Genomic DNA, 14,080 nt, shown 5'->3' on the forward strand with positions numbered 1-14,080 from the left:
CCCGATTCGTCAGGAACGGACAGGCGCACGGCGGGCGGACCGGTCCAGGACCGCCTCGAACCGCTCGAACAACAGCTCCCGGGAGAACCGTTCGACGGCCAGCCGGTGCGCCGCCGCCCGGGCCTGCCGCAGCCACGCCTCGTCCCGCAGGTGGGCGGCCAGCTCGGACCCGGCCGCCTCGGTGTCCTCCGGGGCCAGCACCAGGCCCGCCCCGGTCTCGCGGAGCAGGTCGGCCTGCCAGCCGCCGTAGTTGATGGCGATCGGCCGGGACGCGGCCAGCGCGTCGAAGAACTTGTTGGCCGAGTTGTCCCAGAGCGCGCGGATCGGCCGGACCGTGCTGCTGGACATGGTGGCCGCGCCGAGGATCACCGGCAGCTCCGCCTTGGGCACCTTCTCCCACATGTGCACCACGTCGCCGAGCAGGCCGAGTTCGGCGGCGAGCGTCTTGGTCGACTCCCACTCCTTGCCGTGCCCGACGATCAGCAGCCGCAGGTCCGGGTCGAGTTTCGCGGCCGTGTGCAGCGCCCGGACCAGGTAGCCGACCCCGTTCACCACGCCCAGCGCGCCGGTGTAGACGAGCAGCGGGCGGTCGCCGAGCCAGTCGTGCGCGGCCCGGAACGCCCGCACCTTCTCCTGGTCGACGGTGAACAGGTCGAGGTCGGCGGCGTTCGGGATGACGGTGGTCGGGGTGCCGGGGCGGCGGGCGACGACCCCGGCGGCCATGCCGGGGGACAGGGCGATCACCTCGGCGGCGTTGCGGTAGGCGAAGTCCGCCAGGCCGCCGGCCACCCGGCGCAGCACCGGGTTGCGCAGCGCGCCCATCTCGATCGGCACCTCGGGCCACAGGTCGCGGACCTCGAAGACGAACGGCACCCGGCGCAGCCTCGCGGCGATCACGCCGGGCACCGCCACGGTCAGCGGGGTGCTGGTGGCGAACACCAGGTCGGCCTTGAGCCGGGCCGCTTTCGCGGCGGCGAGCAGCATGAACTCGCCGAAGGCGCGCAGCCGCCGGGCGAAACCCATGTGATTGTCGTACGGCACCCGGAACCAGTGCACGGTCACGCCGTCCTCGACGGTCGTGCGCCAGCCCAGCCCTCGGGCGCCCGGGGTGATGTCGGTGGTGATCACGTCGACGGTGTGCCCCCGTGCCACCAGCCGGCGGGCCTGCTCGTAGGACCGGATCCCGCCCGCCATACCCGGGTTGCAGTAGTACTGGTGGATGTAGACGATGTGCATGCGGGTCAGCCCTCCCGGACCGCGTCGACGACGCGCCGCCGGTCGTCGTCGGTCAGAGCGGATCCGCTGGGCAGGCACACCCCGCGCGCGAAGACGTCCGCGCAGACCGCCCCGCCGCGCATCGCGCAGTCCTGGAACACCGGCTGCAGGTGCATCGGCTTCCACGCGGGCCGGGCCTCGATGTTGCGGCTGTTCAGGGCGGCGAGGAGCCGGTCCCGGTCGTCGGTCAGCACGCAGGTGAGCCAGTAGTTGGGCTCGCCGTACCCGGCGATCGGCATGAACGTCAGGCCGTCCAACTCGGCGCGGTAGAACTCGAAGGTCGCCTTCCGGGCGGCGATCATCTGCTCGAGGCGCTGCACCTGGCCCCGGCCGACCGCGGCGAGCAGGTTGCTGAGCCGGTAGTTGTAGCCGACCGTGCGGTGCTCGTAGTGCGGGACCGGCTCGCGGGCCTGGGTGGACAGGTGCCGGGCCTGCCGGGCGACCCGGTCGTCGTCGGTGAGCAGCATCCCGCCGCCGCCGGTGGTGATGATCTTGTTGCCGTTGAACGACAGCACGCCGGCCAGCCCGAACGACCCGGCCGGCTTGCCGCGGTAGGTGGCGCCGAGCGCCTCGGCGGCGTCCTCGATCAGGGGTACGCCGTACCGGTCGCAGGCGGTCAGCAGCGCGTCGTAGTCGGCGCACTGGCCGTACATGTCCACCGCGATCACCGCCCGCGGGAGCTCGCCGCGGTCGGCCCGCTCCCGCAGCTCCCGGGCCACCAGACCGGGATCGATGTTCCAGCTGTCCGGCGAGCTGTCCACGAACACCGGCCGGGCGCCCAGGTAGGCCACGGCGTTGGCGGTGGCGGCGAAGGTGAACGACGGCACCAGCACGGTGTCGCCGCGCCGCACCCCGGCCGCGATCAGTGCCAGGTGCAGCGCCGCGGTGCCGCTGCTCAGCGCCACCGCGTGCCGGACGCCGACCAGCTCGGCCACCTGCGCCTCGAAGGCGTCCAGGTCGGGGCCGACCGGGGCCACCCAGTTGGAGTCGAAGGCCTCCAGCAGGAGCTTGCGTTCGAGGTCGCTGACGTCCGGTGGGGAGAGCCAGATCCGTGCGCCGGTCTCAGTCATGTACCCGCGTCCTCACTGCCATGAGCGGCCAGGCCGGGTGCAGGCCCTGCCGGTGGATGAACATCGGGGAGTCGCCGGGGTGCATGGCCGGCCGGAGCGTGGTCGCGAAACTGCGGTATCCGGCGTCCCGGGCCACCTGCACGTCCCGGTCGCGGAAGTCGACGGCGGGGTGGCCGTACGGGGCGGCGAAGTCCCGTACGGCGATGCCCAGCTCGTCCTCGATCTCGTGTTTGGAGCCGACGATCTCGCGTGCCGCGGCGGCGTCGTCCTGGTCGGCCAGCCGGTGGTGGGTGACCGTGTGCGACCCGAAGTCGAACCCGGCGGCGACCAGGTCCCGGCAGTCCTGCCAGGTGAGGTTGCCGGGCTGCCCGACCAGGCCGGAGGTCAGGAAGAACATCGCCGGGACCTTCATCTCCAGCAGCAGCGGGGCGGCCACGTCCCGCCAGGTCGAGTGGGCGTCGTCGAAGGACAGGCAGAAGACCGGCCCGGTCAGCGGCGTCTCGCCGGACAGGATCCGCAGCGCGGTGTCCCAGGAGACCAGCGGGCCGATCCGTTGCAGGGTCCGCAGGTGCCGGCGCAGGTCCCGGGCGAACTCGGCGGGCACGTCGTGGTAGAAGGGGCAGTAGAGGCCGGGGGAACTGGGCAGCCGGCGGCGCAGGCCGGCCGGGGCCAGGATCCGGCCCTGCAGGCGGGGCCGGGCCCGCAGGCGGCTGCGCAGCCCCAGTTCGTTCAGGCGGCGCTTGATCGCCGTCGGCGGCTGCATGCGTTCACGCCCTCCGCTCGTCAACAGGTCGCGGCCACGGTGCGATGACCCGCGGCTTTCACCAACCCTCGCAAATGCCCGGCGAGTGCGGGAGTAGCAATTGTCATAAGGAACGCGAGTATTATTCACGTCAATTGAAAACAGCCCGAACGGCTTCTTGCGGAATGTTCTTATGGTTGAGCATCATCGTGCCCGCCGGCCACATTCTCGATCGGGGACCCAACATGTTGCGACTGCACCGGGTGGAGCCGACCGCCGCCGTCTGGGCGGACCGGGCCACCTACCCGGACCGGCTCATCTTTCACACCCCCGAGTGGCTGAGGTTCGTCGGCGAGTGCCAGCGCGCCGAGCCGCTGCTCGCCACGGTCACCGACTCCGGCCAGGTCGTCGGACACTTCACCGGCCTGCTGACCAGGCGTTTCGGCATGCGCATCCTGGGCAGCCCGATGGCCGGGTGGACCACCTCCTACATGGGTTTCACCCTCGCCCCGCACGTCTCCCGCTCTGCCGCGCTGCACGCCCTGCCGCACTTCGCCTTCGGTGAGGCGGGCGCCGCGCACCTGGAGATCCGCGACCGCGGGCTGACTCCCGGCGACCTCGACCGCGCCGGCGCCGGGTTGCGCTGGGACGAGGCGCCGACCGCGGTGATCGATCTGAATCCGGGTGAGGACGAACTCTTCGGAGCGATGGCGAGCGCCTGCCGCAGAAACATCCGCAAGGCCGCGAAGTCGGGAGTCGTCATCGAGGACGCGACCGCCGATCCCGCATTCGCCGGCGAATTCTACGATCAATTGCGGGACGTATTCGCCAAACAGAATCTCGTGCCCACGTATTCGGTGGAAAGGGTTCGGTCGTTGATCCGTCACCTGGCGCCCGCGGGGAATCTGCTGCTGTTGCGCGCCCGCGACGGCGACGGCCGGTGCATCGCCACGGCCGTCCTGCCGTGGTACCACCGGACGATGTACTTCTGGGGCGGCGCGAGCTACCGGGAGCACCAGCACCTGCGGCCCAACGAGGCGCTGATCTGGCACGCGATGCGCTGGGCCCGGGAGCGGGGGGTCACCGAGTTCGACTTCGTCGGCGGCAACGCCTACAAGGCCAAGTACGGCACCACCACGGTCCCGGTCCCGTGGGTGCGCCGCTCCCGCTCGCCGATCGTCGCGCACCTGCGGGACGCCGCCAAGCAGGGTTTCGCCCTCAAACAGCGCACGGTCGCCCGGCTCACCGGAGCGGCCTGACAGCGGCGCCGGCGCCCTTGCGGATCGCCGTGCCTGGCCACCGATGAGATGTGCCAACCCTGCAGTGGTCACACATCCGGTGATTGGCACCGGACCATGGGTGGTTATAGCGTTTCAGAGGTAATACGGGGATTTCGATACGGGGCGACACGGCAGAGCGGACGAGTGATGACCGGCCCATCGATCACGGTGGTGGTGCAGGACGAGGCATTGATCGTGGACTTCACCGTCCACGGCGTCTGGGACCGCGACCTCCGGCTCGAGGCCCGCGCCGCCATCGCCAAGGCGATGGCCCAGCATCCGGCCGGCGTGCTGTTCGACCTCCGGGGACTGACCGACCCCGGCGCGCTCAGCGCCTCGACGTGGCTTCGCACGGCGATGCAGGGCGAGCAGATGGACCCGCCGGTCCGGGTGGCCGCCTGCCTGCCCGCCGACACCAGGCTCGCCGCCCGCCTCGGCATGGTGGTCGCCCGTCGCCTGACCCCGGTCTTCCCGACCGTGCCGCTGGCCCGGTCCCATCTGACCAGCCACCGGCTGCTGCTGGACCAGGTGCGCCTGCACCTGCCGCCGGACGTGTCCGCCGCGGCCCGGGCCCGGTTCATGGTCACCGCGGCCTGCGAGGAGTGGGGGATGCCGCGGCTCGTGCCCCGTGCCCGGCTGGTCGCCTCGGAGCTGGTGGCCAACGCCGTCGAACACGCCGGCACGTGGATCGACGTGCTGATCTCCCGGCGGAGCCGGGGCGCGTTCCTGCACCTGGCGGTGGTCGACCGCGACCCGGTCCCGCCCTGGTTCCGGGGGCACCGGAAGGACCCGATCACCGCACGTGGTTACGGGCTGATGATCGTCGACACCGCCGCGCACACCTGGGGCACCGTGCCGACCCGGGTCGGCAAGATGGTGTGGGCCATGCTCCGGGCCGACGAGGTGGATCCCGCCTGAGCCCGCCTCACCCGGGCCCGCCTTCCCCGTGCCCGTCCAGGAACTCCGCGGGCACGTAGAGGCCCTGCCGGTCGGCGCGGACGGCGGCCGCGGTCCGTGACTCGGCCCCCAGCTTCAGCATGATGTGCTCCAGATGGCCGATCGCGGTCCGGGCCGTGATCCGCAGCGCGCTGGCGATCGCCGCGTTGGTACGCCCCTCCACCAGCAGCCCGAGCACCTGAAGCTCCCGCCGGGTCAGCCCGTACGTCTCCGGCGGCGGGCTCAGCAGCACCAGCGCCCGGTGGTGGCCGGGCGGCTCCGGCGGGCAGGCCAGCGCCGTCACCAGCGTCAGACCGTCCCGGCCCGGCACCAGGAACCGGGCCATCGACCGTCCCGGCGTCAGCAGCGACGAGACGAGGCGCACCGACGACGGTTCCACCCCGATCTCGCGGATGCACGGCAGCCCGGGCAGCGTCTCGAAGCCCCCCGAGCGAGTGAGCACCACCCCGGCGACCGCGTCCCGGACCATCCCGGTCATCGAGGACAGCGTGCGCAGCGGGTCCACCACCTGCGCGAGCAGTGGGGTCAGAGTGACGAGCAGGTCGATGACCTCGTCGCCGAGCGGTGTCGCGGACTCGGTGTGCCCGCACAGCAGGCCCAGGTAGCGGCCGTCCGCGGTGACCAGGGGGATGGACACGCCCTCGGCCAGCCCCACCGGCGCGAAGTAGTCCGTCCAGGAGGCGAGCTCGGCGACCGGCACCGGGCACTCGAACACCCGGAACGGCCGGCGGGCGCGGTGCATGCCGGCCCGTTCCACATCGGCCATCACCGCGGAACTGGTCAGATGGCGGCGGGTCCGTTCGGTGTGTCCCGGCGCGGCCACCGTCTCCAGCGCCCAGCGTTCCGGGTCGAGCAGGCCGAGCCAGGCTGTGTCGTGCCGCAGCACCGGCCACAACGCCTCGATCAGCGCGTCCGCCCGCTGCCGGACACCACCCTGCATCGCGGCGATCCGGACGACGTCGGCCGTGATCCGCCCACTGCCGGGAGGAAAACCCACCCCTCCATCATGTTCCTTCGCGGCTGCGTTCGGCCACGCCCGCCCGGGGTCGGCCGAACGGCCCCGGCAGGTCGCCGTTCGGGGGTGTGTGACCCAGGAAGGCGGGGATGCGGCAGAGCCGCAGGATGGTGTCGACCGAGGAGTGCGCGGCCACGATCCGGACCCGGTCCGGGCCGGCCGCCTCGCCCAGGGCGTGCAGGGCCCGCAGCCCGGCGTGGTCGCAGAACCGCACGTCGGACAGGTCGAGCCGCAACAGCAGGACGTCGTCGTCGGCGAGCATCGTGCCGAGCGCGCCCAGCAACGCCGAGGAGGTCCGGATGTCGAGCTCACCCGATATCCGGACGAGTACCTCCCGCAGACCGGTCTCTTCCGCGGAGATGGTGAGTTCTTCCTGATGGTGCTGCACGCGGCCTCCCCGTGCCGATCCGCTACCCCTGCTCGACGCTACCGAGAGCAACCGGCTGCGGACATCGGAAGAAACTCCCACCCGGGATGGGCTGGACGGTGAGGTGGCTTGCGAATGGGTAAGACCATGAGGACCCCCGGTGAGCGAGGAGAGTTCAGATGTTTCTGCTGTTCGGTCTGCGCAGCAAAGACCATGTGATCGGCACGCGGATGATGACCTGCGAGATCTGCCACTGGGAGGCGCCGCAGCAGCTGATCCGCCGGACCACCCGGTTCACGCTGTTCTTCGTGCCGCTCTTCCCGGTCAAGCCGGCCGGTCACTACATGGTCTGCGGCCACTGCCTCGGCTTCCGCAAGGCCGACCCGCGCCTGGTCGGGGCGGTCTAGTCCGGCGGTCTAGGCGGGCTGGATCCAGTCGAAGGTGCGTTCCACCGCGCGGCGCCAGTTGGCGTATTCGGTGGTGCGCAGGCGCGGGTCCATGGCGGGCATCCACTGGGCGGCGGTGTGCCAGTTGCGGCGCAGGCCGTCCAGGTCCGGCCAGTAACCGACGGCCAGGCCGGCCGCGTACGCCGCGCCCAGCGACACCGTCTCCGCCGCCAGAGGGCGGACCACCGGCACGTCCAGGACGTCGGTGATCATCTGCATGAGCAGGTGGTCGGCGGTCATCCCGCCGTCCACCTTCAGGGTGGTCAGGGTGAGGCCGGAGTCGGTGTTCATCGCGTCGACCACCTCGCGGGTCTGCCAGGCGGTCGCTTCGAGGACCGCCCGGGCCAGGTGGCCCTTGGTGATGTACGAGGTGAGACCCACGATCACGCCACGGGCCTCGCTGCGCCAGTACGGGGCGTACAGGCCGGAGAACGCCGGGACGATGTAGCAGCCGCCGTTGTCGGCGACGGTGCGGGCCAGGGTCTCGATCTCCGGGGCGCTGGAGATCAGTTCGAGCTGGTCGCGGAACCACTGGACCAGCGAGCCGGTGATCGCGATGGAGCCTTCCAGGGCGTACGCGGCCGGTTCGCCCTCGATCTGGTAGGCGACCGTGCTGAGCAGGCCGTGTTCCGAGCGCACCAGCTCGGCGCCGGTGTTGAGCAGCAGGAAGCTGCCGGTGCCGTACGTACATTTGGCCTCGCCCGGGGTGAAGCACGTCTGCCCGAAGAGGGCCGCCTGCTGGTCGCCGAGCGCGGCGCCGATCCGTACCCCCGGGAAGCCCTCCGTCGCGGTGCCGAAGGCGCCGATCGAGGCCCGGACCTCGGGAAGCATCGCGCGGGGTATCCCGAAGAAGTCGAGCGCCCGCGCGGACCAGTCGAGGGCGCGGACGTCGAGGAGCATGGTGCGGCTGGCGTTGGTGACGTCGGTGACGTGCTGGGCCCGGCCGGTGAGGTTCCAGATCAGCCAGGTCTCCATGGTGCCGCAGATGACCTCGCCGCGTTCGGCGCGGGCGCGCAGCCCCGGCGTGTGGTCGAGCATCCAGCGCAGGCGGGGCCCGGAGAAGTAGGTCGCCAACGGCAGACCGGAGATGTCCGACACGGCGCCGGCGTCGCGGGCGTCCCCCAGCGCGTGCACCAGCGCGTCGGTCCTGGTGTCCTGCCAGATGATGGCCCGCCCGACCGGCACGCCGGTGCGGCGGTCCCAGATGACGGTGGTCTCCCGCTGGTTGGCGATGCCCACCGCCGCCACCTGGCCGAGACCGATCCCGGCGCGGCTCAGCACCCGCGGGGCCAGCCGTTCCACGTTGCGCCAGATCTCCATGGCGTCGTGCTCGACCCAGCCGGGCCGGGGGAAGTGCTGCTTGTGCTCCTGCTGGGCGAGCGAGACGAGCTGTCCGCGCCGGTCGAAGACGATGCAGCGGGTCGAGGTGGTGCCCTGGTCGATGGCGACGACGTACTTCTCGCTCATCGCGTCGCCCCCAGATCCCGGGAGATGGCGCGGGCCGCGTCCCGGACGTAGCCGACCAGTGACGGCCGCGGGCGGTAGTGGCTGTCGCAGAGCCGGTCGACCGGGCCGGAGACGCCGATGGCGCCGACGACCAGGCCGCCGTACCCGCGGATCGGGGCGGCCACCGCCGCCTGGCCGAGCAGGAACTCCTCGATCTCGGCGGCCCAGCCGGCCTCGCGTACCCCCTCCAGGGCGCCGGAGAGGGCCCGCGGGTCGGTCAGGGTGAGCCGGGTGAAGCGCTCCAGCTCCGGTACCGGGCCGCCGGCCCGGTACGCGAGCAGCACCTTGCCCAGAGCGGTGGCGTGCAGCGGCAGCAGCGCGCCCACGTCGAGGGTCTGGAACGTGTCGTCCGGCCGGAACACGTGGTGCACGACGAGGACCCGGCCCTCCAGGACGGTGCCGATCCGGACCGACTCGCCGCTGCGCGCCGCGAGCGGATCGGCCCAGTTGATCGACCGGGAGCGCAGCTCGTTGATGTCCAGGAAACTGGTGCCCAGGTGCAGCAGGGCGCCGCCGAGCTGGTACTGCCCGGACACCCGGTCCTGTTCGACGAACCCGACCAGCTGCAGGGTGCGCAGGATGCCGTGGGTGGTGCCCTTGGCCAGGTCCAGGGTCCGGGCGATCTCGCTGAGCCCGAGCCGGCCCGGCCCGCCGGCGAGCGTCCGCAGGATCGCGGCCGCTCGTTCGATCGCCTGCACTGTTCCCGGCATGTTTCGGACTCTAAGCCACCGAGCGACAGCGTGCCGTTATCGACGTTCGACAATGTCGACCGGCGTTCATTGCCCCCTATCGGACCCGCTCCTAGCGTCTGCAGGCATCTATCAGGGGAGGGAGCATGGCTACACGGCTCAAAGTTCCTGGTCTCGCCGGTGAGGTCGCGGCGGAGTTCGCCGGCACCATGATTCTGATTCTGTTCGGGGTGGGCGTGGTGGCGCAGGTCGCCGCGGCCGGCATCGGCGATCACGACAGCATCGCCTGGGCCTGGGGTCTCGGCGTGACCCTCGGCGTCTACGTCGCGGCGCGGGTCAGCGGCGCGCATCTCAACCCGGCGGTGACCATCGCGCTCGCCGTCTTCAAGGGCTTCTCCTGGCGGAAGGTGGCCCCGTACATCCTCGCCCAGACCGTCGGCGCGTTCATCGCCGCGCTGCTGGTGCGCTGGAACTACACCGAGGTCCTGCACGCCGCCGACCCCGGTCTGACGATCAAGACGCAGGGCGTCTTCTCGACGCTGCCGGGCAACGGCACGCTTCCGGTGAGCGAGTGGGGCGCCTTCCGGGACCAGATCATCGGTACGGCCATCCTGCTCTTCGTCATCCTGGCGCTGACCGACATGGCCAACACCGCCCCGGCCGCCAACCTCGGCCCGGTGGTGATCGGGCTGCTCGTGGTCGCGATCGGCATGGCGTGGGGGACCAACGCCGGATACGCGATCAACCCGGCCCGTGACTTCGGGCCGCGACTCGCCAGCTTCCTGACCGGCTACGGGGGCGCGTTCCGCGACCAGTACGGGAATCTGTATTTCTGGGTTCCGATCGTCGCGCCCATCATCGGCGGTGTCATCGGCGCGGGTCTGTACCAGACTCTGATCGGACGTTTCCTGCCGTCGGCCTCGCCCCAGGAACCTGGCGAGATCCCGACCCGGACAGATGAGGATGTGGAGGTTCGCCGTGGCTGACTTCGTCGGCGCCGTCGATCAGGGCACCACCAGCACCCGTTTCATGATCTTCGACCATGGCGGCAACGAGGTGGCCCGGCACCAGCTGGAGCACGAGCAGATCATGCCGCAGGCCGGCTGGGTCGAGCACAACCCGATCGAGATCTGGGAGCGGACCGTCGCGGTGGTCCGGACCGCGATGCAGAAGGCCGATCTGTCGGCGTCGGATCTCGCCGCGGTCGGCATCACCAATCAGCGCGAGACCACGGTGGTGTGGGACCGGCGGACCGGGCGGCCGTACTACAACGCGATCGTGTGGCAGGACACCCGTACCGACCGGATCGCCTCCGCTCTCGACCGGGACGGCCGCGGCGACGTGATCCGCCGCAAGGCGGGCCTCCCGCCCGCGACCTACTTCTCCGGCGGCAAGATCCAGTGGATCCTGGAGAACGTCGACGGGGTGCGGGAGGCGGCCGAGCGCGGCGACGCCCTGTTCGGCAACACCGACTCCTGGCTGCTGTGGAACATCACGCGCGGCAGCCATGTCACGGACGTGACGAACGCGTCCCGCACCATGCTGATGAACCTGGAGACCCTCGACTGGGACGACGAGCTGCTGTCGTTCTTCGGCATCCCGCGGTCGATGCTGCCGGAGATCCGGCCGTCGTCGGATCCCACCGGGTACGGCGTGGCGCACGTCGACGGGCCGCTCGGCGGGGACGTCCCGCTCACCGGCGACCTCGGCGACCAGCAGGCCGCCACGGTCGGCCAGGTCTGCTTCAGCCCGGGCGAGGCCAAGAACACCTACGGCACGGGCAACTTCATGCTGCTCAACACCGGCACGAAGCTGGTGCGCTCGGAGAACGGGCTGCTCACCACGGTCTGCTACAAGTTCGGCGACGCCGCCCCGGTCTACGCCCTGGAGGGGTCGATCGCGGTCACCGGCTCCGCCGTGCAGTGGCTGCGCGACCAGCTGCGCATCATCAAGTCGGCGAGCGAGAGCGAATCGCTCGCCTCGCGGGTCCCGGACAGCGGCGGCGTCTACTTCGTCCCGGCGTTCTCCGGCCTGTTCGCGCCGTACTGGCGCTCCGACGCCCGCGGCGCCATCGTCGGGCTGTCCCGGTTCAACACCGACGCGCACATCGCCCGGGCCACCCTGGAGGCGATCTGCTACCAGACCCGGGACGTGGTCGACGCGATGGCGCAGGACTCCGGCGTGACCCTGGACGTGCTCAAGGTCGACGGCGGCATCACCGTCAACAACCTGTGCATGCAGATCCAGGCGGACGTGCTCGGCGTGCCGGTCAGCCGCCCGGTGGTGGCCGAGACGACCGCGCTGGGCGCCGCCTACGCGGCCGGGCTCGCCGTCGGGTACTGGAAGAACACCGAGGAGCTGCGGGAGAACTGGAACGAGTCGCAGCGCTGGCAGCCGAACTGGACGCCGGAACAGCGCGACCAGGGCTTCGGGCGGTGGAAGAAGGCGGTGCAGCGGACCCTCGACTGGGTGGATGTGGACTGATCATGGTTGCTCTCTCTCCTTCGTACCGGGACGGCGCCCTCTCCGCTCTCGCGGCCAGAGAGGTGGACGTGCTGGTGATCGGTGGGGGAGTGGTGGGGGCGGGTTGCGCGCTCGACGCGGTCACACGGGGACTGACCGTGGGTCTCGTCGAAGCGCGCGACCTCGCCTCCGGCACCTCCAGCCGGTCCAGCAAACTCATCCACGGCGGGCTGCGGTACCTGGAGATGCTGGACTTCGCCCTGGTCCGGGAGGCGCTGCGGGAGCGGGATCTGATCCTGCAACGGCTCGCGCCGCACCTGGCCCGGCCGGTCCGGTTCCTCTACCCGCTCCAGCACCGCGGCTGGGAACGCCTCTACGCGGGCGCCGGCGTCACCCTCTACGACACCCTCGCCCGGCGGGGCTCGCTGCCCCGGCACCGGCACCTCTCCCGGCGCGGCGCGATGCGGGCCTGCCCGTCACTGCGCCGGGACGCGCTGATCGGGGCTCTGCAGTACTACGACGCGCAGATCGACGACGCCCGGCACACGATGTTCCTGGCCCGGACCGCGGCCGCCTACGGCGCCCACGTGGCGACCCGGCTGGAGGTGACGGGTTTCCTCCGGGAGGGGTCCCGGATGACGGGGGTACGGGTCGACGACCTCGAACACGACCGTACGTTCGAGATCCGGGCCCGGCAGATCGTCAACGCCACCGGCGTGTGGACCGACGACACCCAGTCCCTGGTCGGCGAGCGCGGCCAGTTCCACGTCCGCGCCTCCAAGGGCATCCACCTGGTCGTCCCGCGCGACCGCATCCAGTCGTCGACCGGGCTGATCCTGCGGACCGCCAGCAGCGTCCTGTTCGTCATCCCGTGGGGCCGGCACTGGATCATCGGCACCACCGACACCGACTGGCGCCTCGACAAGGCCCATCCGGCCGCCTCCGCCAAGGACATCGACTACCTGCTCACCGAGGTCAACAAGGTCCTCGCTACGCCGCTGGAACGCGCCGACGTGGAGGGCGTGTACGCGGGGCTGCGGCCGCTGCTGTCCGGCGAGTCCGAGTCCACCTCGAAACTGTCCCGGGAACACTCGGTCGTCAGCCCGGTGCCGGGACTGGTCGTGGTGGCCGGCGGCAAGTACACGACGTACCGGGTGATGGCGAAGGACGCGATCGACGCCTGCGTGCACAATCTGGCCCGGAACGTGCCGCGTTCGGTGACCGACCGGATCCCGCTGCTCGGCGCCGACGGCTTCCCGGCCCTGTGGAACCGGCGCGGGCTGCTCGCCGCCGAGTCCGGCCTGCACGTGGCCCGGGTCGAGCACCTGCTCGGCCGGTACGGGTCGCTCGTCCACGACCTGCTCGCGCTGATCCGCGAGGATCCGGACCTGGGCCGGCCGATCGAGGGCGCCGAGGACTACCTGCGGGCCGAGTTCGTGCACGCGGCCGCCGCCGAGGGCGCCCGGCACCTGGTCGACGTGCTGACCAGGCGCACCCGCATCTCCATCGAGACGTTCGACCGCGGTGTGGTGGCCGCCCCGCACGCCGCCGAGCTGATGGGCCGGGTCCTCGGCTGGACCCCGTCGCAGCGCGAGCGGGAGGTGGAGAACTACCGGCTGCGGGTGGAGGCGGAACGCGCGTCCCAGGAGCAGCAGGACGACGAGACGGCCGACGCGGCCCGCCTCGGCGCCCCGGAGGTCGTGCCGATCCGGGTCAGCTGACGTCGCCGGCAGGGGGCGCCGCCCGTTTCCGGCGCGCCCTGCCGTGCCCGGCGGTCAGGACGGAGCGCGCCCTGCCGTGCCCGGTGGTCAGGACAGCAGGCGGCGGATCGGGAGGCCGGTGTCGCCGAGCCAGTCGGCGAGGGTGCCGAGCGGGCCGGTCAGCGCGTGACCCGCGTGGTCCAGCGCGCCGGACCGGCACAGCTCCAGGGCCAGGCACTTCGCGGACGCGGCGATCCGCGTGCGGTCGGGTTCGGCGCTGAGCAGGTCGACCTCGGTCGCGGACAGCTCGCGGTGCGCCACCGTGGTGGTCTCCTCGGGCAGCGGGAGCACGTCGAGCACCTGCCGGATCCGCTGGAGCTCGGCCAGCAGGTGGCCGGTGATCGCGTCGATCGTGGGGGTCTGCTGGCTGGCGGCGTTCGCCATGGTCTCTCCTGGCACGTCTTCTCCTGGGCGTCCGGCACACCGCCACCCCGGCGGCAGTAGCGAGTCTAGGGACAAATCGCCTGGATGGTCAGGAAACGCGGAGCCGGCCTCCCGGCTCCGCGTCCC

At 71.5% G+C, this 14,080-nt stretch carries 14 protein-coding genes; 6 read left to right on the top strand and 8 right to left on the bottom strand.

What is annotated here, in order from left to right:
- Window positions 1–9: 9 nt before the first annotated feature.
- The 3 genes from Aut01nite_RS14390 to Aut01nite_RS14400 are packed head-to-tail and all read right to left on the bottom strand — an operon-like array spanning window position 10 to window position 3,108.
- Window positions 10–1,236: a glycosyltransferase family 4 protein gene (locus Aut01nite_RS14390; protein ID WP_043523405.1), complete on the bottom strand. Its 1,227-nt coding sequence runs from the start codon at window positions 1,234–1,236 to the stop codon at window positions 10–12.
- A gap of 5 nt (window positions 1,237–1,241) precedes the next feature.
- The gene (locus Aut01nite_RS14395) at window positions 1,242–2,345 is read right to left on the bottom strand and encodes a DegT/DnrJ/EryC1/StrS family aminotransferase (RefSeq protein WP_043523406.1); all 1,104 of its coding nucleotides are present in this window, start codon (window positions 2,343–2,345) and stop codon (window positions 1,242–1,244) included.
- Window positions 2,338–3,108 (bottom strand): polysaccharide deacetylase family protein, encoded by a 771-nt coding sequence (locus Aut01nite_RS14400; RefSeq protein ID WP_043523407.1) that lies wholly within the window; start codon window positions 3,106–3,108, stop codon window positions 2,338–2,340. The genes Aut01nite_RS14395 and Aut01nite_RS14400 overlap by 8 nt, the downstream gene beginning before the upstream one ends.
- A 224-nt stretch (window positions 3,109–3,332) precedes the next feature.
- Here Aut01nite_RS14400 and Aut01nite_RS14405 point away from each other — a divergent pair, with 224 nt between their 5' ends.
- Together Aut01nite_RS14405 and Aut01nite_RS14410 are read left to right on the top strand one after the other, a co-directional pair.
- Complete coding sequence (locus Aut01nite_RS14405) at window positions 3,333–4,346, top strand: lipid II:glycine glycyltransferase FemX (RefSeq protein WP_043523408.1); 1,014 nt, start codon at window positions 3,333–3,335, stop codon at window positions 4,344–4,346.
- A gap of 168 nt (window positions 4,347–4,514) precedes the next feature.
- Window positions 4,515–5,285, top strand: a complete 771-nt coding sequence (locus Aut01nite_RS14410) for an ATP-binding protein (protein WP_052163344.1) — start codon at window positions 4,515–4,517, stop codon at window positions 5,283–5,285.
- Window positions 5,286–5,292: 7 nt separating this feature from the next.
- Here Aut01nite_RS14410 and Aut01nite_RS44285 read toward each other — a convergent pair whose 3' ends face one another.
- Both Aut01nite_RS44285 and Aut01nite_RS14420 read right to left on the bottom strand, forming a co-directional pair.
- Window positions 5,293–6,321, bottom strand: a complete 1,029-nt coding sequence (locus tag Aut01nite_RS44285) for a response regulator transcription factor (protein ID WP_043523409.1) — start codon at window positions 6,319–6,321, stop codon at window positions 5,293–5,295.
- Window positions 6,322–6,328: 7 nt separating this feature from the next.
- Window positions 6,329–6,727, bottom strand: coding sequence for an STAS domain-containing protein (locus Aut01nite_RS14420; protein ID WP_043523410.1), 399 nt, complete (start codon window positions 6,725–6,727; stop codon window positions 6,329–6,331).
- A 158-nt stretch (window positions 6,728–6,885) separates the two neighbouring features.
- On the opposite strand from Aut01nite_RS14420, the gene Aut01nite_RS14425 reads away from it, so the two are divergent.
- Window positions 6,886–7,113 (top strand): zinc-ribbon domain-containing protein, encoded by a 228-nt coding sequence (locus tag Aut01nite_RS14425; protein WP_043523411.1) that lies wholly within the window; start codon window positions 6,886–6,888, stop codon window positions 7,111–7,113.
- 9 nt (window positions 7,114–7,122) lie between these two features.
- Here Aut01nite_RS14425 and glpK (Aut01nite_RS14430) read toward each other — a convergent pair whose 3' ends face one another.
- The gene (glpK, locus tag Aut01nite_RS14430) at window positions 7,123–8,619 is read right to left on the bottom strand and encodes a glycerol kinase GlpK (protein WP_043523412.1); all 1,497 of its coding nucleotides are present in this window, start codon (window positions 8,617–8,619) and stop codon (window positions 7,123–7,125) included.
- Window positions 8,616–9,368: an IclR family transcriptional regulator gene (locus Aut01nite_RS14435; protein ID WP_043523413.1), complete on the bottom strand. Its 753-nt coding sequence runs from the start codon at window positions 9,366–9,368 to the stop codon at window positions 8,616–8,618. The genes glpK (Aut01nite_RS14430) and Aut01nite_RS14435 overlap by 4 nt, the downstream gene beginning before the upstream one ends.
- 125 nt (window positions 9,369–9,493) lie before the next feature.
- Here Aut01nite_RS14435 and Aut01nite_RS14440 point away from each other — a divergent pair, with 125 nt between their 5' ends.
- The 3 genes from Aut01nite_RS14440 to Aut01nite_RS14450 are packed head-to-tail and all read left to right on the top strand — an operon-like array spanning window position 9,494 to window position 13,531.
- Window positions 9,494–10,333 (top strand): MIP/aquaporin family protein, encoded by an 840-nt coding sequence (locus tag Aut01nite_RS14440; RefSeq protein ID WP_043523414.1) that lies wholly within the window; start codon window positions 9,494–9,496, stop codon window positions 10,331–10,333.
- Complete coding sequence (gene glpK / locus Aut01nite_RS14445) at window positions 10,326–11,831, top strand: glycerol kinase GlpK (RefSeq protein WP_043523415.1); 1,506 nt, start codon at window positions 10,326–10,328, stop codon at window positions 11,829–11,831. The genes Aut01nite_RS14440 and glpK (Aut01nite_RS14445) overlap by 8 nt, the downstream gene beginning before the upstream one ends.
- Window positions 11,828–13,531, top strand: a complete 1,704-nt coding sequence (locus tag Aut01nite_RS14450; RefSeq protein WP_373871492.1) for a glycerol-3-phosphate dehydrogenase/oxidase — start codon at window positions 11,828–11,830, stop codon at window positions 13,529–13,531. Before glpK (Aut01nite_RS14445) ends, Aut01nite_RS14450 begins: the two co-directional genes overlap by 4 nt.
- Window positions 13,532–13,618: 87 nt before the next feature.
- Here the strand turns inward: Aut01nite_RS14450 and Aut01nite_RS14455 are convergent, their stop codons facing one another.
- Window positions 13,619–13,969, bottom strand: coding sequence for a hypothetical protein (locus Aut01nite_RS14455; protein ID WP_152628538.1), 351 nt, complete (start codon window positions 13,967–13,969; stop codon window positions 13,619–13,621).
- Window positions 13,970–14,080 lie beyond the last annotated feature (111 nt).

Origin of the sequence: Actinoplanes utahensis (assembly GCF_016862455.1) — a bacterium.
GTDB lineage: Bacteria > Actinomycetota > Actinomycetes > Mycobacteriales > Micromonosporaceae > Actinoplanes > Actinoplanes utahensis.

What these genes read in the sequence shown, in the direction of transcription:
- Aut01nite_RS14410 (WP_052163344.1), top strand. Translation starts at nt 4,515, where the DNA reads ATGACCGGCCCATCGATCACGGTGGTGGTGCAGGACGAGGCATTGATC.
- Aut01nite_RS14405 (WP_043523408.1), top strand. Translation starts at nt 3,333, where the DNA reads ATGTTGCGACTGCACCGGGTGGAGCCGACCGCCGCCGTCTGGGCGGAC.
- Aut01nite_RS14395 (WP_043523406.1), bottom strand. Translation starts at nt 2,345, where the DNA reads ATGACTGAGACCGGCGCACGGATCTGGCTCTCCCCACCGGACGTCAGC.
- Aut01nite_RS14435 (WP_043523413.1), bottom strand. Translation starts at nt 9,368, where the DNA reads ATGCCGGGAACAGTGCAGGCGATCGAACGAGCGGCCGCGATCCTGCGG.
- Aut01nite_RS14440 (WP_043523414.1), top strand. Translation starts at nt 9,494, where the DNA reads ATGGCTACACGGCTCAAAGTTCCTGGTCTCGCCGGTGAGGTCGCGGCG.
- glpK (WP_043523412.1), bottom strand. Translation starts at nt 8,619, where the DNA reads ATGAGCGAGAAGTACGTCGTCGCCATCGACCAGGGCACCACCTCGACC.
- Aut01nite_RS14400 (WP_043523407.1), bottom strand. Translation starts at nt 3,108, where the DNA reads ATGCAGCCGCCGACGGCGATCAAGCGCCGCCTGAACGAACTGGGGCTG.
- Aut01nite_RS14390 (WP_043523405.1), bottom strand. Translation starts at nt 1,236, where the DNA reads ATGCACATCGTCTACATCCACCAGTACTACTGCAACCCGGGTATGGCG.
- Aut01nite_RS14425 (WP_043523411.1), top strand. Translation starts at nt 6,886, where the DNA reads ATGTTTCTGCTGTTCGGTCTGCGCAGCAAAGACCATGTGATCGGCACG.